This window comes from Fictibacillus sp. UD, assembly GCF_043558025.1.
In the GTDB taxonomy this organism is placed as follows: Bacteria; Bacillota; Bacilli; order Bacillales; family Fictibacillaceae; genus Fictibacillus.
In genome coordinates this window covers 1-17,974 of record NZ_JARUHH010000007.1, presented here as the reverse complement: position 1 = coordinate 17,974, position 17,974 = coordinate 1, and the positions used below count along the sequence as shown (strand labels likewise).

23 protein-coding genes are annotated in these 17,974 nt (G+C 38.3%); 18 read left to right on the top strand and 5 right to left on the bottom strand.

The features are described from left to right. Positions 1-69 precede the first annotated feature (69 nt). From cyoE to P8610_RS12845, 7 genes are all read left to right on the top strand, one after another. Positions 70-963 (top strand): heme o synthase, encoded by an 894-nt coding sequence (gene cyoE / locus P8610_RS12875; RefSeq protein WP_289497641.1) that lies wholly within the window; start codon positions 70-72, stop codon positions 961-963. A gap of 174 nt (positions 964-1,137) precedes the next feature. Further along, the gene (gene coxB, locus P8610_RS12870; RefSeq protein WP_289497640.1) at positions 1,138-2,157 is read left to right on the top strand and encodes a cytochrome c oxidase subunit II; all 1,020 of its coding nucleotides are present in this window, start codon (positions 1,138-1,140) and stop codon (positions 2,155-2,157) included. 31 nt (positions 2,158-2,188) lie between these two features. Next, positions 2,189-4,033 carry a cytochrome c oxidase subunit I gene (ctaD, locus tag P8610_RS12865; protein WP_394604723.1) on the top strand — a complete coding sequence of 615 codons (1,845 nt, stop codon included), beginning with the start codon at positions 2,189-2,191 and terminating at the stop codon, positions 4,031-4,033. After that, positions 4,033-4,653 (top strand): cytochrome c oxidase subunit 3, encoded by a 621-nt coding sequence (locus P8610_RS12860; RefSeq protein ID WP_394604722.1) that lies wholly within the window; start codon positions 4,033-4,035, stop codon positions 4,651-4,653. Before ctaD ends, P8610_RS12860 begins: the two co-directional genes overlap by 1 nt. 4 nt (positions 4,654-4,657) lie before the next feature. After that, a complete protein-coding gene (locus P8610_RS12855; RefSeq protein ID WP_289495816.1) occupies positions 4,658-5,002 on the top strand; it encodes a cytochrome C oxidase subunit IV family protein in 345 nt (114 codons plus the stop codon). Between the two features lie 135 nt (positions 5,003-5,137). After that, on the top strand, positions 5,138-6,010 hold the full coding sequence (locus tag P8610_RS12850) for a cytochrome c oxidase assembly protein (RefSeq protein WP_394604721.1): 873 nt from the start codon (positions 5,138-5,140) through the stop codon (positions 6,008-6,010). A 499-nt stretch (positions 6,011-6,509) separates the two neighbouring features. Beyond that, positions 6,510-7,232 carry a nucleotidyltransferase domain-containing protein gene (locus P8610_RS12845; protein ID WP_394604720.1) on the top strand — a complete coding sequence of 241 codons (723 nt, stop codon included), beginning with the start codon at positions 6,510-6,512 and terminating at the stop codon, positions 7,230-7,232. A 30-nt stretch (positions 7,233-7,262) separates the two neighbouring features. Here the strand turns inward: P8610_RS12845 and P8610_RS12840 are convergent, their stop codons facing one another. After that, on the bottom strand, positions 7,263-7,613 hold the full coding sequence (locus P8610_RS12840) for a YugN family protein (protein WP_394604719.1): 351 nt from the start codon (positions 7,611-7,613) through the stop codon (positions 7,263-7,265). 158 nt (positions 7,614-7,771) lie between these two features. On the opposite strand from P8610_RS12840, the gene P8610_RS12835 reads away from it, so the two are divergent. Beyond that, entirely contained in the window at positions 7,772-8,200 is a 429-nt protein-coding gene (locus P8610_RS12835) for a CBS domain-containing protein (RefSeq protein WP_394604718.1), read from the top strand. A gap of 126 nt (positions 8,201-8,326) precedes the next feature. Further along, on the top strand, positions 8,327-9,358 hold the full coding sequence (locus P8610_RS12830; protein WP_394604717.1) for a CAP domain-containing protein: 1,032 nt from the start codon (positions 8,327-8,329) through the stop codon (positions 9,356-9,358). A gap of 85 nt (positions 9,359-9,443) precedes the next feature. Here P8610_RS12830 and P8610_RS12825 read toward each other — a convergent pair whose 3' ends face one another. After that, positions 9,444-9,923: a PaaI family thioesterase gene (locus P8610_RS12825; protein WP_394604716.1), complete on the bottom strand. Its 480-nt coding sequence runs from the start codon at positions 9,921-9,923 to the stop codon at positions 9,444-9,446. Between the two features lie 170 nt (positions 9,924-10,093). Here P8610_RS12825 and ylbD point away from each other — a divergent pair, with 170 nt between their 5' ends. The 4 genes from ylbD (at position 10,094) to P8610_RS12805 (ending at position 11,868) form a co-directional block, all read left to right on the top strand. Then, positions 10,094-10,510 carry a spore coat protein YlbD gene (gene ylbD, locus P8610_RS12820; protein ID WP_394604715.1) on the top strand — a complete coding sequence of 139 codons (417 nt, stop codon included), beginning with the start codon at positions 10,094-10,096 and terminating at the stop codon, positions 10,508-10,510. Positions 10,511-10,525: 15 nt separating this feature from the next. Further along, a complete protein-coding gene (locus tag P8610_RS12815; RefSeq protein WP_394604714.1) occupies positions 10,526-10,828 on the top strand; it encodes a YlbE-like family protein in 303 nt (100 codons plus the stop codon). A gap of 55 nt (positions 10,829-10,883) precedes the next feature. Further along, a complete protein-coding gene (locus tag P8610_RS12810; protein WP_394604713.1) occupies positions 10,884-11,318 on the top strand; it encodes a hypothetical protein in 435 nt (144 codons plus the stop codon). A gap of 115 nt (positions 11,319-11,433) precedes the next feature. Next, positions 11,434-11,868, top strand: a complete 435-nt coding sequence (locus P8610_RS12805) for a YlbF family regulator (protein WP_289495806.1) — start codon at positions 11,434-11,436, stop codon at positions 11,866-11,868. Positions 11,869-11,873: 5 nt separating this feature from the next. Here the strand turns inward: P8610_RS12805 and P8610_RS12800 are convergent, their stop codons facing one another. Next, positions 11,874-12,197: a hypothetical protein gene (locus P8610_RS12800; protein ID WP_394604712.1), complete on the bottom strand. Its 324-nt coding sequence runs from the start codon at positions 12,195-12,197 to the stop codon at positions 11,874-11,876. Between the two features lie 67 nt (positions 12,198-12,264). On the opposite strand from P8610_RS12800, the gene P8610_RS12795 reads away from it, so the two are divergent. Continuing rightward, positions 12,265-12,540, top strand: a complete 276-nt coding sequence (locus tag P8610_RS12795; protein ID WP_289495804.1) for a YlbG family protein — start codon at positions 12,265-12,267, stop codon at positions 12,538-12,540. A 164-nt stretch (positions 12,541-12,704) separates the two neighbouring features. Here the strand turns inward: P8610_RS12795 and P8610_RS12790 are convergent, their stop codons facing one another. Then, entirely contained in the window at positions 12,705-13,082 is a 378-nt protein-coding gene (locus P8610_RS12790; protein WP_394604711.1) for a DUF7147 family protein, read from the bottom strand. A 336-nt stretch (positions 13,083-13,418) separates the two neighbouring features. Here P8610_RS12790 and rsmD point away from each other — a divergent pair, with 336 nt between their 5' ends. After that, complete coding sequence (gene rsmD, locus P8610_RS12785) at positions 13,419-13,973, top strand: 16S rRNA (guanine(966)-N(2))-methyltransferase RsmD (RefSeq protein ID WP_394604801.1); 555 nt, start codon at positions 13,419-13,421, stop codon at positions 13,971-13,973. Positions 13,974-13,995: 22 nt separating this feature from the next. Next, the gene (coaD, locus tag P8610_RS12780) at positions 13,996-14,484 is read left to right on the top strand and encodes a pantetheine-phosphate adenylyltransferase (protein ID WP_066393400.1); all 489 of its coding nucleotides are present in this window, start codon (positions 13,996-13,998) and stop codon (positions 14,482-14,484) included. Positions 14,485-14,609: 125 nt separating this feature from the next. Here coaD and ylbJ read toward each other — a convergent pair whose 3' ends face one another. Then, positions 14,610-15,818 (bottom strand): sporulation integral membrane protein YlbJ, encoded by a 1,209-nt coding sequence (gene ylbJ, locus P8610_RS12775; RefSeq protein WP_394604710.1) that lies wholly within the window; start codon positions 15,816-15,818, stop codon positions 14,610-14,612. A 126-nt stretch (positions 15,819-15,944) separates the two neighbouring features. Between ylbJ and P8610_RS12770 the strand changes: the two genes are divergently transcribed. Further along, on the top strand, positions 15,945-16,739 hold the full coding sequence (locus P8610_RS12770; RefSeq protein ID WP_394604709.1) for a patatin-like phospholipase family protein: 795 nt from the start codon (positions 15,945-15,947) through the stop codon (positions 16,737-16,739). Beyond that, entirely contained in the window at positions 16,729-17,772 is a 1,044-nt protein-coding gene (locus P8610_RS12765; RefSeq protein WP_394604708.1) for a SepM family pheromone-processing serine protease, read from the top strand. Before P8610_RS12770 ends, P8610_RS12765 begins: the two co-directional genes overlap by 11 nt. Positions 17,773-17,974 lie beyond the last annotated feature (202 nt).

The following is a 17,974-nucleotide window of genomic DNA, read 5'->3' as shown; positions in this document are numbered from 1 at the left end:
TTTACTCTAAAAAAGGAGGTGTATCTGTTGAGCAAGACTTCAACTGCATATGAAGCCGCTAACAAAGTAATGGAACCTGGACCGCTTTCAGAAGCGAACCCGACAGGCACCTGGAAAGATTTTTTGACCATTGCAAAACTTGGAATCGTTATGAGTAATCTAATCACGACATTTGCAGGATTTTTCTTGGCCTTAAAATATAATGATTTATTATTTTCAGAGAACATCGTTACCTTAATTCTTTGTGTATTAGGTGCAGCGTTAGTTATAGCAGGAGGCTGCTGTTTAAATAACTATATTGATAGAGATATTGATCAACTTATGGAACGAACGATTGAACGTCCGACAGTGACTGGCAGAATCAATCCGAGTCAAGTATTATGGGTTGGTATTATTCTATCCGCAATCGGAACAGTTATGCTTGCCATGACTACTCTAACCGCAGCTGTAATAGGACTGATTGGACTCTTTGTATATGTTGTTGTATATACGATGTGGCTAAAGCGCACCCACTCTATTAATACGGTTGTGGGAGGTATATCAGGAGCAGTTCCGCCGTTAATCGGCTGGGCCGCAGTAGACGCTAATCTGCACTGGGTTGCTTGGATCTTATTTTTGATCATGTTCTTATGGCAGCCGCCTCACTTTTTAGCGCTTGCTATGAAGCGCTGCGAGGATTATAGAAATGCTGGTATTCCTATGCTTCCGGTAGTATCCGGTTTTGCACTTACTAAACGTCAGATGATCTGGTATGTGGCGGCTTTGCTGCCAGTGTCTCTTTACCTGTTTGACTTTGGTGTTGTCTATTTAATCTTGGCTGCCGTGTTAGGAACGGGCTGGCTGATCCTAGCACTTTCAGGGTTAAAGACAAAAGATGATATTAAGTGGGCTCGCATGATGTTCGTGTATTCTTTGAACTACATGACCATTATGTTTGTAGCCATGATTCTAGTAAATATATAGAAATCCTTACCGGAACAGCGCCTTAATTGTGCTGTTCCTGTAATTGCCTTTACATAAAAGGGCTTTCATAAAAGCTATTTAGCTATTTCCATTCAAATAAATATTTATTTGAAGTGAATAGAAAGAACATTCAGTCAAAACAGACTACAACGAGAAAGTGGGGTATATGTAGTGATGAAAAAATGGCTACAAAAAGGGCGTTTTCTTTCCTTATTTGCCATGTTGGCTCTTCTTTTGATGGGGTGCGGAGATCCGACTCTATCGGCTTTAATTCCGCAAGGTGAAGTTGCTGACAAACAGTTCCAGCTGATGCTGATATCTATTAGTATTATGATTCTGGTGCTAGTGGTAGTTTTCGTTCTTTATGCATTCGTATTATTGAAGTTTAGAAAGAAAAAAGGTGATAACTCAACACCTAAGCAAGTGGAAGGTAACCACATGCTTGAATTATTATGGACAGTTATTCCGATTCTTTTGCTTATCATCCTAGCTGTTCCAACTGTTATGAGAACGTTTGAATTCTCTGCAGATGCTAAACCAGCTTCAAAGAATGAGTTAAGCATTAAAGTTACGGGACACCAATATTGGTGGGAGTTTGAGTATCCGAAAGAAGAACTTATTACATCTCAGGAGTTAGTATTGCCTGCAGATACAAGAGTACATGTTGAACTATCATCTGCTGATGTTATTCACTCTTTCTGGATTCCTTCACTTGCTGGAAAAACAGATACAAACCCTGGAGACAAGAACAAGAACTATATGTGGTTTGAAACTGGAAGCAAGACAGATGTTGTGTATAAAGGGAAATGTGCTGAGCTTTGTGGTGCATCTCATGCATTAATGGATTTTAAAGTAAGAGTAGTTTCAAAAGAAGACTATAAGAATTGGGTTGCGGGCTTTAAAGCGGCTGACGACAAATCTTCTGCTAATGCTAACGGACAACAAGTCTTTGAAAAGAACTGTTTATCTTGTCACGCTGTTGGACAAAACGGTGGTAATACAGGCCCTAGCTTAACTGGTTTCGGGGATAAAGACCGTATTGCAGGGATCTTAGAACATGACAAAGATAATCTGAAAGAATGGATCAAGGATCCTCAAGAAGTAAAACCAGGCAACAGTATGCCTAAGGTTAACCTTTCTGATGAGGAAATTGATGCAGTTGCAGATTACTTGTTAGGTCTTAAATTGAAATAGTCTTAAGCATTGCAAAAAAGGAGGTTACACCGTGGCAACTCACGAAAGTCACAAAAAGAGAAGTGGGTTAATGGATTGGCTCACTACCGTTGACCATAAAAAGATCGGTATTTTGTATCTTTTAGCAGGCGGGTTCTTCTTCTTAATCGGAGGACTCGAAGCTATACTGATGCGTATTCAATTAATGGAACCAGACAGCAAGATTTTTACTGGTGAACTTTATAACCAATTATTAACGATGCATGGAACAACAATGATCTTCTTGGCAGCAATGCCGATTATCTTTGGTTTCATGAACGCGATTGTTCCTTTACAACTGGGAGCTCGTGACGTAGCGTTTCCATACGTAAACGCAGTCGGTTTTTGGTTATTCTTCTTCGGTGGAGTTCTATTAAACCTTAGCTGGTTCTTAGGTGGAGCACCAGAAGCTGGATGGACAGCTTATGCACCTCTATCAACCGTAGCTGAAGATACTGGGGTAGATTTCTATGTACTTGGTCTTCAGATTGCTGGGGCAGGTACACTTGCAGGGGGGATTAACTTCCTTGTAACGATCATTAACATGCGTGCACCAGGTATGACGTTTATGCGTATGCCATTGTTCACTTGGGCTTCATTTGTTACATCTGGACTTATCTTATTCGCATTCCCTGCACTTACAGTTGGATTCTTCCTTCTTATGTTCGAACGTGTATTTGATGCTAATTTCTTTAATCCAGATATGGGTGGTAACATTTTAATCTGGGAACACATTTTCTGGATTTTTGGTCACCCTGAAGTATATATCTTGATTCTACCTGCTTTTGGTATTATCTCTGAGGTTGTATCTACATTCTCAAATAAGCGTTTGTTCGGTTACAGCGCGATGGTATTTGCGACAGTTCTTATCGGATTCTTAGGATTCATGGTTTGGGTTCACCACATGTTTACAGTTGGTTTAGGACCTGTAGCAAACTCTATTTTTGCCGTAGCAACTATGGCAATCGCAATTCCAACAGGTGTAAAGATCTTTAACTGGATCTTCACGATGTGGGGCGGACAAATCCGCTTTTCAACAGCAATGCTTTTCGCAGTAGGTTTCATCCCAACCTTCGTAATGGGTGGAGTAACAGGAGTTATGCTTTCTGTTCCTGCAGCTGACTATCAGTACCACGATAGTTACTTTGTAGTAGCTCACTTCCACTATGTAATCGTTGGTGGTCTGATTTTAGGTTTATTCTCAGGGTTATACTATTGGTACCCTAGAATGTTTAACCGCGTTTTAAATGAAACACTTGGAAAATGGAATTTCTGGCTGTTCTTTATCGGGTTCCACTTAACGTTCTTCCCGCAGCACTGGTTAGGACTAATGGGAATGCCTAGACGTGTTTATACATATATGTCTGGACAAGAACTTGACGGAGCAAACTTTGTAAGTACGATCGGTGCCATTCTAATGGGTGCTGGAACAATTGTACTTTTAATCAACATCATTATTTCAGCATCATCTAAATATGCAACAACGAAAGATCCTTGGGATGGCCGTACGTTAGAGTGGGCTATGCCAGTTCCAACACCAGAATACAACTTTGCACAAACGCCACTTGTTCGTGGTCTTGATGCTTTGTATGTTGAGAAAACAGCTGGTAATGGAGAAATGACACCTGCAGAACCTGTAGGAGAAATTCACATGCCGAACGGTTCAATTCTTCCGTTTATATTATCTCTAGGCATGTTCATTTCTGGATTTGGCTTCATCTATGCGAACTGGATCGTAGCAGGTGCTGGTTTAGGACTTGTATTGATTACGATGTTCCTGCGTTCAATTATTGATGATCATGGTTACCATATTCATAAAGAAGAAGTTGAAGCAGACATTAAAGGGGGTAGAGCTTAATGAATGCTGGAGAACGTTTAACAGATGCTAATTTCCCTGCTCATCCTGAAAAAGCTACCCTTGAAGGTAAAAATAAGTTTTTAGGATTCTGGCTTTTCCTTGGTGGAGAGACTGTTCTATTCGCAACACTTTTCGGAACATATCTTGGTCTAAGAAATATGCATTTAGATGGTCCATCTGGGGCAGAATTATTCTCACTGCCATTAGTATTTTTAGCTACGATGCTCCTATTAACAAGCTCTTTAACGAGTGTGTATGCAGTACTTTCATTAAAACAAAACAAAGTACGTTCTTTGCAAGGTTGGTTCCTCGTAACATTATTATTAGGTCTTGGATTCCTAGGTTTAGAGATCTATGAATTCATACATTATGTTCATGAAGGGCATACATTTACTAGCTCTGCATTCGGTTCTGCTTTCTATACACTAGTTGGTTTCCACGGAGCCCACGTATTATTTGGGATACTTTGGCTCGCAACATTGCTGGCTAGAAACTGGAACAGAGGCATTACCTTATCTAATGCACCTAAGTATTACTTATTTGCTCTTTATTGGCACTTTGTCGATGTTGTATGGGTATTCATCTTTACAGTTGTTTATCTAATGGGAAAGGTAGGTTAAACTCATGGCTAATCACCAACAGAACCCTGAAACTACCGTTCATCGTCACGAGGAGATTCAGCGTAAACTTGCCTTGAAAGAGGAGCGTAAGCATCATAACGTTTCTTTTATCATGATGATTCTTTTAACGATCGTTGCATTTTTTGCGATCTGGAGTGACAAAATCAGCGATTCGTTTGCTGTATTGTTTATTCTTACACTGGCAGTTGTTCAAGTTTTCTTCCAGCTATATGTTTGGATGCACTTGAGCCACAAAGGACATGACTTCCCTATCTGGGGGATGGCGAGTGGAATACTCGTTGCAGCTATTACAGTAGCATCCTTAATGGGACTAATTTGGACATCGTAAGAAAGAAGGGCTGCATACTCGTATGCAGCCCTTTTTACATGTTACAAAATTACGAATTGTCACTATAATTCCATTACAAGTACCCAAAAGACTGGTATAGTAATATCGGGTACTTTCTTAAAGGAGATGACAGACATGCACCATAATCACCATGTTCATCATACTAGTTTGAGTGATTATAGCTGGTACGAACTATATCCGCCTTTTATATATGTTGTGGCAATTGTTCTTGCTTTAGTTTACTTCCGATGGATCATACGGGGGAAAAACAGGGAGAACTTAGCAACTGGATGGCAAAAAGCAGCTATGACTGCTGCATTAGTATTAATGATTATTATTAAAGGTACACCTGTTCAGGTATTAGGGCACAATTACTTATTTAGTGTACATATGGTACAGATGGCTGTACTATACTTAATGATTGCTCCACTCATAATTCTTTCGGTTCCCGAAGTAAGATGGAGCAGCTGGTTGAGTAAGGAATCTTTTTTAACCCGTATTTTTCATTTTCTAACGAAACCGCTAATTGCGTTAATCGTTTTTAATACCGTATTCTCTTTGTATCATATACCACTAGTGTTCGATGCGGCTGTTTCAAACCCAGTAATCCATTATGTATATCATGCATTACTGCTTTTAACTGCATTTACGATGTGGTGGCCAGTACTTTGTCCGGTAAAAGATCTTGATTCTTTGTCGGACATTAAAAAAATTGGTTATGTGTTTGCCAATGGTGTATTAATGACACCTGCATGTGCGCTGATCATGTTTGCTGACTTTCAGCTTTATGAAACGTACAGAAACGTTCCACAGTTATATGCTACGATGACTCCTAAGGAAGATCAGCATGTAGGTGGTGTTACGATGAAAATCTTCCAAGAAGTAGTATATGCTTTTGTTCTTGGTCTCATCTTTTTTAGATGGGTTAAAAAGGAACGCATTCGTGATAAAGCTGACTTAGATATGATAAAAAGACAAAACAACCGATTGAATCCTGAATTGAAATAACCAGCACTTGCTGGTTATTTTTTTTCGTGAGTTTTGTCTTAATGGAAGTGGTTGATTTCCGTTTCAGGTGCTCGCTTTCCGCGGGGCAGGCGGTGAGCCACATTCGTACGTTTCACATATAAGTGTCTCACCTGTCTAGTAGTAGTGGCTAGCCCCTCGAGGTCAAAAGTTAAATGGTCCAGAAGGCAAAGTGCGCCTTGCTAGCCCATTCATCTTTTGCTTGTCGGGGCTGAACGAGCCACTTTCACTTTTCGGACTGCCCGCCTGTCCCGCAGGAGTCTCGCACCCTACACTCCAATCAACTGTCAAAGATGAAATTAAAAAACACAAGGAATGCGAAGATGAAAATCACTGCGGGTGCATTAACTTGTAGAGGAACGGATATCAACTACTTGCAAAAACTTCAAAAAATTACGAAATCAGTTTTCTAAAAAAAGAAAAAACACTGTTCATGTAGAATAATAAATAGAAAGCCAAGTAAAGAAGGGAAAGAGAAAACATGAGAATCAGCGCAAGACAAGCAGCCAAAAAATTTATAGAGTCTCACTATCCGAACTGTGAAGTCGCCTATTTGGCTGGAAGTGTAGTTAGAGGAGAAGAAACGGAAAGTTCAGATTTAGATATTATTATTATTGATAGTACGGTAGGTGAATCATATCGTGAATCACTTACAGAGTATGATTGGCCGATAGAAGTTTTCGTTCATAATATGTTTACATACAAAAACTACTTTAAACAAAATATAGATCGAGCAAGACCATCTCTTCCGCAAATGTGTGCAGAAGGTATTATTTTATGTGATAAAGGACAAGCTTCACGAATTAAAAATGAAGCACTTCAATTATTAAAAGCAGGACCTACTCCGTGGAAAACGGTTGAGATCGAACAAGCGCGCTATCATTTGACAGATCTTCTGAATGACTTAGAAGGATCAACAAATGCTCTTGAAGATTTATTTATCGTTTCCAAGCTGGCAGACCGCACACATGAATTTGTATTGCGTGTTAACGGACATTGGATTGGCGAAGGGAAATGGATTCTTAGAGCTTTAAAAGAATTCAATGAAACATTTGCTGAACAATTTGCTTTTGTATTTGATGATTATTATTCAAGTCGTTCGAAAACAGGAGTTATCCAATTTGTTGATGAAGTAATCGCTCCATATGGTGGCCGTCTTTTTGAAGGGTACTCCTCTCATCCTACCAATCGCGCAGCAGAATAGAAAAAATCCCTCATCGCTGAGGGATTTTTTTTATACATGCAATTCGCTATGCAGCGCTTCGATTAATTTGTTGCATTGTTTTACAACGTGCTTAGGAAATTCTTCGTCATATTCAACACCATGTGGATAATAGTGTTTTCCTAAATATGGTGTACCAAGTTCAACCTTTGCGTGAGGTGTTTCTGTTTCTGCTTCAATAACATGACATGGGAATCGGAAATAATAAACATCACCATTTGTCATATCTTCAAATTTGTAATCGTATGTAATTCGCTCATAATCCCATTGGCCAGCACGGATCATTCCATGGCTATCCATCACATGTTCTAAAAGTGAGAATTCAATAACCTTCCCGTTTAAGCCGCTTTCTTCAAATTTCATTGTGAAACCTCCTAGGAATTCAATAAAGAAATAATAATCACTTCTTAATGATATTATGAAAGCGCTAAAGATGCAATCATTGTCAAAACGATGCATATTTGTTTTTCTTTCGTAAAGCATAAGGAAGAAGAAATTATATTTAGCTGGAGGTAAAGAATTTGAAGAAAATAAGCGATATTATGACAAAAAATGTAGACTTTGTTACGCCACAAGACAATGTGTACGAAGTAGCTGTTAAGATGAAGAACGACAACGTAGGCGTTATCCCTGTCTGTGAAAACGATCAGGTAATAGGAGTCATCACAGACCGTGACATCGTAATTAGAGGGGTTGCTGAAAAGCGTCCTGGTTCAGCTAAGGTTACAGACGTTATGAGTGAACATTTATATACAGGGTCAGCAGACATGAGTGTTCAAGATGCTGCTCAACTCATGGCAGATAAGCAAATAAGAAGATTACCTATCGTTGAAAATAATAAACTCATTGGTATTATCTCTTTAGGAGACTTATCCTTATCTAAGGAAAGTAATTCTGCTGCAGGCCATACGTTATCCGAAGTTTCCGATCAAAGAGATCAATTACAATAATTTAATTATGTACGACACGCAGCAGCTCCAATTGTATTTGAAGCTGCTATTTTTATAAACCTATAATCCAAAGCGAATCTCTCTATGCTAAACTATGATTAGAAGAAACACATAGGGGGAACCATTATGCGAGGATTGGTTACTTTTTTCCTATCCGTACTTATTTTAATCGGAATATTTTTTTATGATCTGTTGCCGGAATTTTCTCTTCAAGAACAAAAACCTAAAACGAAAATTGAATACATAGAAGAGTCTGTGAAAATTCCAGATGATGCAGTGTCTAATTGGATAGGCAAAGATATAGCTGCATTTGAAAAACAGTGGGGTGAACCTGAAAGGATTGATCCATCAAGTTATGGATACGAATGGTATATCTATGGAAATAAAAGTCCAAAAGGGTACTTACAAGCAGGTATGGAAAACGGAAAAGTAGTTACCTTGTTTGTCATTGGCTCTGAAGTCAATACAAATCCATTTACTATAGGTGAAGATTCAAACAAAATCATTCAGAAATACCCGATCGAAAGCGATATTACAATTAATGATGGGGAAGATTTTTTTAGATTTGAACTGTCTGAACAAGAGATTATGCTGAGACCTTTAATCAAAGTGGGAGAAAAAGTTTGGGTCCAGTTATATTTTGACAAGTTTACTAACAAATTATCAAGTGTCAGGTACACCACTTCAGATGTTCTATTAAGGCAAAGACCCTATTCAATCGTTTATCGCGGAGATTTGCCGCCTGTTCAGCCATTAACGGAAGAAAAGCAGAAGAAAGTGGATCAATCAGAGGAACAGCAAGTATTTGAGCTAACTAACATCATTAGACTTAAATACGATAAAAACCCGCTAGAGTGGGATGAATTAACGTCAGAAGTTGCTTTTCTGCACTCTAAGGATATGCTGACCCAACAATATTTTTCACATGACAGTAAAGATGGCAGGACGTTATCTGATAGGCTGCAGGAAAAAGAAGTGAAATTTTTACAAGCGGGAGAAAACATAGCAGCAAACTACACGGATGCAGCAGCGGCTGTAGAAGGCTGGATGAACAGCGAAGGCCACCGAAACACGATGTTAAATGATGAATATACTCACTTAGGTGTTGGTGTAGACAATAAATATTACACTCAAAATTTTTTAGTTCCGATGAAGTAATAAAAGAGCTTTAATAAAAGAGCTAACTCATAAAAAATGAGTAAAGCTCTTTTTTTGTGTTGTTCTTATGTTCCTTCATTGACTATTATTCGGATAGTTTAAAGAACGTACCTGTAGCAGAAGCGATCAATACGTCTTTTTCGTTTCTAACTTTTCCATCCATCCGGACTAATTGTCTGCCGTTATGAACCACTTCAGCTCGGCAAATGAATGTTTCGCCAACACCAGGTGTTAAAAAGTCTACTTTTAGCTCAACTGTAACTGCCCCTCTTTTATTGCCTGGTACTAGACTGGCCATAGTACCCATCGCTGTATCTAACAGAGTAGCTGTCAGCCCGCCATGCACGATTCCAATTGAATTATCTAAAAGGGGTGAATTAGGCATCTCCATCTCAAGTATATGTTCATTGATCCTTTTCGTTTTCAGCTGTAATAAAGAAGCAATATGTGTAAGACTTGTTTTTTCTCTTTTTACCTGCAGACTGTTTAAAAATAGTTTCATGGCCTTTTGTTCTTGTTCTGTACTGTTCTCTATAAACTCGATCCACTCTTTTTTAATATCCAATGGTATATCCCTCAATCTTTTTTATTTATTGTACCTTTTTAGGCGGATGAGAATAAAGTAAACAGAATTAGCTTTGCAATTATTTTAAAAAATGGGCGCACCAAATTATGGGCACTTATGTATCATGTAGTAAAACATGATTCGTCAGTGGATGGCTGGGGGTGGATTCTGTGGTAAAGACTGATATTGAAAGTTTCAAGGAGTTTGTGCATAAACATCCTGAATTAATTAGGGAAGTTCAAAAGAATAAAAGGCCCTGGAAGGAAGTTTATCAGGATTGGATTGTTTTAGGGGAAGAACACGAGAGCTGGAATCAGTATGCAAAAGAAAAAACAGAAGATAAAGCAAAAGATAATAAACAAGATGAACGTTCTCATACACAAAATGCAAGAACCGATCTCACTGTAGGAGATATTGTTGCTGGTTTGAGCAAACTTCAAATCACGGACGTACAAAAATATTTATCGCAATTTGGAAGTCTTATGGACGCCGTTCAAGAACTATTACAGCAATTTAACAATCAGTCTGACAGATCGAACCAGCTGCCGGAAAATAGAATGAACGATTATCCTTCTTACAAAGATTAAAAGGATGTGTGCGGTGTGCGAAGAGAATTATTAGAATATTTAAATACGAGGCCAGATCTTAAATATTACATTAGAGAAAAGCCTGAATGGTATAGAAAGCTGAGTCGAAACCCTTTTTCAGTTTCTGAACTGGAAGAGGGTGCAAAAGTATTTTATGGGCGCACATTCGGTCAGAGAGTTGATCGTTTTCATCAGCAGCTGCAAAATTTTGGGCTTCTTATGGAACTGATCTCAGTAATGGGCGAAGTGAAACAAGATGATGCACCGTTCCCAAATGATTTTCAGCCCATGCAAGACCCATTAAATAATGGGGAATGACGGATAATATGATATAAAATGGAAAAAACTATCTCTAGAAGGAGTGGTTTTTTTCATGAACAAAAAGAAAAAAAGTATTTATACAATTGGGTTGTTTGCTCTTCTCACCGTGTCAGTATTTACTTTAAATAATAAACAAACAGATACGGAAGAGTCTGAAATGATACAACCTGAAGCTGTTGCGGCATCATCTCTTTATCCTCTGATGGATAAAGATTGGGATGTAAATTATCATGTAAAGAATCAACGCATCTATATTGAAAACATTATTCCACGCTTTTCATTTCAAGGCAGTCTCACGAAGGCACCAGATAATCAAGATGGATACATTGCCGTTTTTATCAACAACAAATGGAGAATGAACGCCAATCAGTCAATGTTTATTTTGAATAAAATGAGTCCTGGCAAACATAAAATTACTTTGCAGCTAAAGAAAAAAGATGGATCTGATTATGGTTTAAAGAAAAATATAGTGGTGCACATTCATTAACTCTTCTTAACTTAGAAGAGTTTTATTTTTTTGTAATAAACAGCTATGCTTTTAAGTCTAATCATTATCCGCTATAATAGATAAGAAACCTCATACCTAAAGGGAGGTGTGACGTATGAGTTTAGACCAAGTTGTTTTGCTGGAAGAATCCTTAACATTAGCTGAAATGGTTTCAAATTCCAGTGTTGCAATAGCATATAGAGAGTCGAAATATATTTTGGAGCAAGATGATGAGGCACAGAAATTGATTGCCCGTTTTGCCAAAATGAAAGAGCAATATGATGAAGTACAGCGATTCGGAAAATACCATCCTGACTTTCATACTGTTTCTTCACAAGTTCGAACACTGAAAAGAGAACTTGATTTCCATGAAAAAATAGCTCAGTTCAAAAAATCAGAAAAAGAACTTGAGAATTTATTAATGGAGTGCAGCAGGATTATTGCTGACAGTGTGTCACAGCAGATTAAAGTTCCAACAGGTAATCCATTTTTTGATGAGAGTTCATGCAGTGGTGGTTGTGGTTCTGGCGGATCTTGTGGGTGTGCATAAGCGAATTAATTGTCTTTAAATCGTATGCAATCAAAGCACAAGTTTCCGCAGCAGAACATTTTTTCTTGAGGAACTAAAAAACGCATACGATAAACATAAAGATTTTTTTCTGACCTGACAAAATAGAGGTTCAGAGTGAGCCGTTTCCCTTTCATCGCTTTTACAGCATGTTTTTTTACAGTGTCTGTTGATTGTTCGATTGATATATGTGAAGAAACACTTACATATAAGAAAGGGATTCCGGCCATTAATTTCTTTTCAGCAAAAATGATTGCAGGATCGAGTTTCATTCTGTTAATAAAATCTTCCCAAATGGTGTTTAAGTCCAAGATACATCACATCCTAATGAGTGATTTGTTGATGTTTGAATACAGTATAATAAAAGGGGCTTTAATTATGATAGGTAATCGTCGTGGACTCTCTGTTTTTCTTCATTCTTTAAAGTTTTCTAAACAGCTTAGACGCTACGGTAATGTTCATTATGTGTCAAGAAAGCTAAAATACGCTGTTCTTTATTGTGATGGCAGCAAAATAGATGAGATTGCAGCAAAGCTAGAATCTTTGCATTTCGTAAAAGAAGTAAAAAGGTCTCATAAACAAGAGATTAAAACAGAGTATGAAAGCAAGATTGTCGATAAAGCAAAAGAGTATGATTATAAGATGGGGATTTAAAAGACAGGCAGGCTTATTAAAAAGCTGCCTGTTTTTTAATGTCTGTTTTCACGATCTGGTCAGTAGCTGATTTCAGCTCCTCAGTCTGCAAGCAATTGTTGAAGGGTCTTTTTCTGTCAGTATTTACTTTTATAAGTCTTCATCCATTTGTCAAACAAATGAATTTATAACAAAGGCGGGATTAAGTAGTTTAAGCGTAAAATGCCAATCAGATAGTGAAAGAAAAGTTCCGTTTCTGCAAAATCTGTTGAAGGTTTTACATCAAAAGTGATAATTTCCTTATTTAACTGAGCGGCTTTTGATTCAAATAATTCATACCGTTTTGAAGGGAAAGGCACTCCTTCTCTGCATATGTATAGCGGCTGGAATTTCCCTTCAGAAGCAGGTTGCATGACAGCAACGAGGGAAGCATATATTTTATCTTCTTTCTTTACTTTTAGACATAATAGCTGTGTAATTCGGTTTTTGTTCGATTCCATAATCTCAAGTAGTTCATAGAGATCTGAATAACCTTCACCTAACTCAATAAATCGCTGAATCATCGTTCATTCCCCTTTCTATACAACAATGTAGCATAATCCGAAACCGCTATAAAGACTTTTAAGCATCAAAAAAACCTGCAGCATTAACTGCAGGTTGCCTTTAAAACAAAATCACTTCTGTTTAAAGGCGATGGGAGAGGAGAAACCGGATGAAGAACTTATGGGGAGTAAGTCTTCTCCGCGGTTGGCAACAACATCGTTCGTTGATGTTGTTATAAGTAGTATGACCTCATTTAATTTGCCTTATACTTATAAAGAAAAGATTTGATTGTTTGAATACAGGAATACTTGTGATAGGATTAGTAATGGAAATCGGAAAAGAATTGAGTGAAGAACGTGAGAGTAATAGCAGGTGAATGTAAAGGTAGACCCCTTAAAGCTGTCCCAGGTACAAACACTCGCCCAACAACTGATAAGATCAAAGAGTCTATATTTAATATGATTGGTCCTTATTTCGATGGTGGAATCGGTTTGGATTTATACGGCGGCAGTGGCGGACTTGGACTTGAAGCGTTAAGTCGAGGCATGGAGCACTTCATTTTTATCGATAAAGACCAGAAAGCCATACATACGATTAAAGAGAATATCAAACAATGCAACTATGATGAGAAAACAGAAGTCTTTCGTAATGATGCAAAAAGAGCATTGAAAGCGCTTCATAAAAGAGAACTTCAGTTTGATATGATATTTTTGGATCCTCCGTATGCTAAACAAATGTTAATGAAAGACATGGAGGAAATCGACAAGCTGCAGCTGCTTTCTGGTGAAGGAAGCATTGTAACTGAACATGGGAGTGATGTTAAACTTCCAGAACAGATTGGAAGTTTTCATCAAATCAGACAGGAAACGTACGGAAAAACAACAACCATAACGATTTTCAAACGTTATTAAGACAATTTATGAGGTGAAGATTATGCCAACGACTGCCGTATGTCCTGGTAGTTTTGACCCTGTTACGCGAGGTCATTTGGACATTATTAAACGAGGCGCAACAGTTTTTGACGAAGTAATTGTTGTAGTAGCCAATAATCAAAGCAAAGATCCATTGTTCACGGTAGATGAGAGAATCGTGCTCTTAAAAGAAGTGACCAAGCAGTTTCCTAACGTGAAAGTAGATTCGTTTAATGGACTATTGATTGATTACGTGAAAAATATAGGTGCTAATGTAATTCTCAGAGGACTTCGAGCTGTATCTGATTTTGAATATGAGATGAAAATTGCTTCCATCAACAAAAAGTTAGATGATGAAGTTGAAACATTCTTTATGATGACAAACAATCAATACTCGTTCTTAAGTTCAAGTATTGTGAAAGAAGCTGCGAAATATCATGCGAACGTGTCTGATCTTGTTCCAGAAGTTGTTGAGGAAGCACTAAAAGAAAAATATAACAGCCCCCGTTAAATGCGGAGGCTGTTTTTATTTAGAAAAGAGCGTTTTATATTGAGAAAATCCTGACGCGTAAAAAACTACCAAAATAAAAAGCTTATTCAAAAATTACTTTTGAATAAGCTCTGCATTTTTTATTTTCACTCAGTATTTGTTATTAGCTTTCGATTCCATAACAGGACCGACAGCAGTAAGAAGCCTAATGTTATATAGTGGCTGTGTGCCAGGGCAATCATGCCGTATTCTCCGAAGTTCTCACTTTTTTCTGTGAGAAAGGCAAATGCCGGAGCAGCACTGCTTTTAACGTGATACAAATAAGGGAATACTAAAAGACATATAAAAGCAGATAAAAACCCGTGCATTATTCTGGCAACAAAGAACGGTCTGAATTTAATATCTGTATCAGCCAAAATACTAGCGACTTGTGCTTGAACAGAAAGTCCGCTAAATGCCAGGATAAAACTTACAATAACGGCTTGCTGCAGTATGGACGATTGTGCAAGACTGGTTAGATTGCTCCCTAATGTAATTTCAAAAATTCCTTTAATCAATGGTAAACTCAGTGTTTCCGATAGGGAGAACAGCATAAAGAAATAATTAGTCATGCTTGAAAGCAGCTCAGCAACATGCAGAAGGTCCATCATCTTACTCAGTACGGAAAATAGAATAATAAATCCTCCGATCATGAGCAGTGTTTTAGTGGACTGCTGAACGGCATCTCCAAGCAGTTGTCCGATCGGTCTATTATCTGCTAATCGGGCTTCATGCATATGTTTTAAAGCATTTTTTAATCCTATTCCTCTATATCTATCTTCGTTTGTCTGTGAATCTTTTTTATAACCGTGAAATCTCATGATAAGACCAACGAAAAAGTTACCTAAATAGTGGCTCACGGCAAGAACAATACCGAGTGCAGCATTATGAAAAAAACCAACTGCAATGGCGCTGAACATGAATAACGGGTTCGAACAGTTTGTAAACGATACGAGACGCTCTGCTTCAATGGTTGTGATTTGTTTTTGATGCCATAATCGGGCTGTTAACTTTGCTCCAGCAGGAAATCCTGACGAGATTCCCATTGCCCAAACGAATCCCCCTGCACCTGGTACACGGAAGAGGGGACGCATAAGTGGTTCAAACAATACGCCTATCAGATGAACGACTCCAAGCCCCATCAATACCTCTGATAAGATAAAAAAAGGCATTAGAGAAGGAAATACGACGTCCCACCACATTTTCAGTCCGTTTACAGAAGCCATGTACGTTTCTTTTGGGTATATTATAATAGAAATCGCTATGATGATTGCAGAAGATGACATTACCAATGTTTTTAAATAGGCTTTATTCATAAATGGGAGTACTCCTCTCACCAAATTCCACATTGCTTACTTGTCCTCATCCTTATTTATACGTATAGCCACACTCTTTAGACCATATGTTAAAAAAAGACGGTGCTTCTAAAGGAGGAGCAAAGGATGAAAGAACCGAAAATCGGACTTGCTCTTGGATCTGGCGGTGCCAGAGGATTCGCGCATCTGGGCGTAGTAAAGGCTTTACGAGAAGCTCAAATTCCTATCGATATGATTGCGGGAAGCAGTATGGGCGCACTAGTTGGAGCAATGGTATGTATGGGTCATAGCGACGAAAATTTATACCGTATGGCTACGCTTTTTAAAAGAAAATATTATATGGATTACACCGTCCCTAAGATGGGTTTTATTACGGGGAAAAAGATTAAAGAATTAGTAAGACTTCTTACAAAACAAAAACATATTGAACAAACAGATATACCATTGGCAATAGTGGCAACCGATTTATTGCTTGGTGAAAAGGTTGTTTTCAGAACTGGCCCGATTGCAGATGCTGTTCGTGCCAGCATTTCTATACCTGGCATACTAGTTCCTGAAAAAATTAATGGGAAACTTTTAGTGGATGGCGGAGTAATAGATCGTGTACCTGTATCAGTAGCAAGAGAGATGGGGGCAGATCTCATAATCGCAGTAGATATTTCACATTTTAAAGCAGAACTGCAAGTTTCTTCAATCTTTGATGTTATTATTCAAAGTATCGATATCATGCAGCGTGAGATGGTTCGCTGGCATGAAATTTCTGCAGATATAATGATTCGGCCAATGGTTGAGCAGTTCAGTTCTACAGCTTTTAAAGATGTAAATGATATAATGGCAATTGGGGAAGAAGCTGGAAGAAAACAGGTGCCTAAAATCCTAGAAAAGATCAACAAGTGGAAGGAGTCATCGCATGACCAGTGAAAAGGAAGGGAAAAAGAAAAACTTTTTCTCTCAAAACAAATTTATCATTTTGTCTTTACTAATATTTGCATTCATTGCATTTTATCCACTCCCTTACTATATAACCTCTCCAGGGGATGCAAGGATTTTAGATCCCATCATTAGTGTGGATGGCGGAGATAAAGACGAGGGAGTGTTCATGCTTACTACCGTTTCAGTTGGAACAGCGAACATACCGCAATACATATGGGCAAAACTTAGCGACTATCGTGAGGTAATTCCTGCTGAAGAGATTAGAGCAGAAGATGAAACAGATGAAGAATACAATCAAAGACAATTGCAGATGATGGAAGATTCGCAGCATGCTGCAACGGTCGTAGCTTTTCAACAGGCAGGGAAAAAGGTAGATATTCAATATCACGGTGTATACGTAACAGGAATCATGACAGGAATGCCTGCTGAAAAAAAGCTGAAAGTCGGAGATAAGATAATTGCAGTTGACCGTAATACTGTTATGGAAACTAAAAAGTTATTAGATGTGCTAGCTCCCAAAAAAGCAGGAGATCCTGTAGAATTAACGATTCTTCGGGGTGAAAAGAAAATGAACGTTAGTCTAAACATCGAACAGTTTCCGAAAAAGTATATTCAGGACGAGGGACCTAAAGCAGGGCTTGGCATTACTTCACCAGTAGCTGATGTTTCAATCGAGACGGATCCGAAAGTTAAAATAGATACATCACAGATCGGGGGGCCATCCGCTGGTTTAATGTTCACACTAGAAATACTAGATCAGCTAATAGATGACGATTTGACACATGGCAAGAAAATTGCAGGTACCGGTACAATGGATTTGCAAAAGAACGTAGGTCCGATCGGTGGCATTCAGCAAAAGATTGTAGCAGCAGATGAAGCGGGTGCAGAGATTTTCTTCGCACCAGTCGAAGGGGATAACTATAAAGATGCTGTAAAAGCACAAAAAGATATAGGATCTAAAATGAAGATTGTTCCTGTAAAAACATTGGATGATGCTTTAAAGTACTTGGAGAAGTTATAAAAAGTTAAAAGAGTAAAGAAAAGGATGCATTAGACCGTGTGAGCGGTTTCTGCATCCTTTTTTTGATTTGATTTAAGCTCGTTCAGCAGGATTTATCCGAGCTGAACGAGCGATTCTCAGCATTTACGAGCGATTCTCAGCATTTACGAGCGATTCTCAGCATTTACGAGCGATTCTCAGCATTTACGAGCGATTCTCAGCA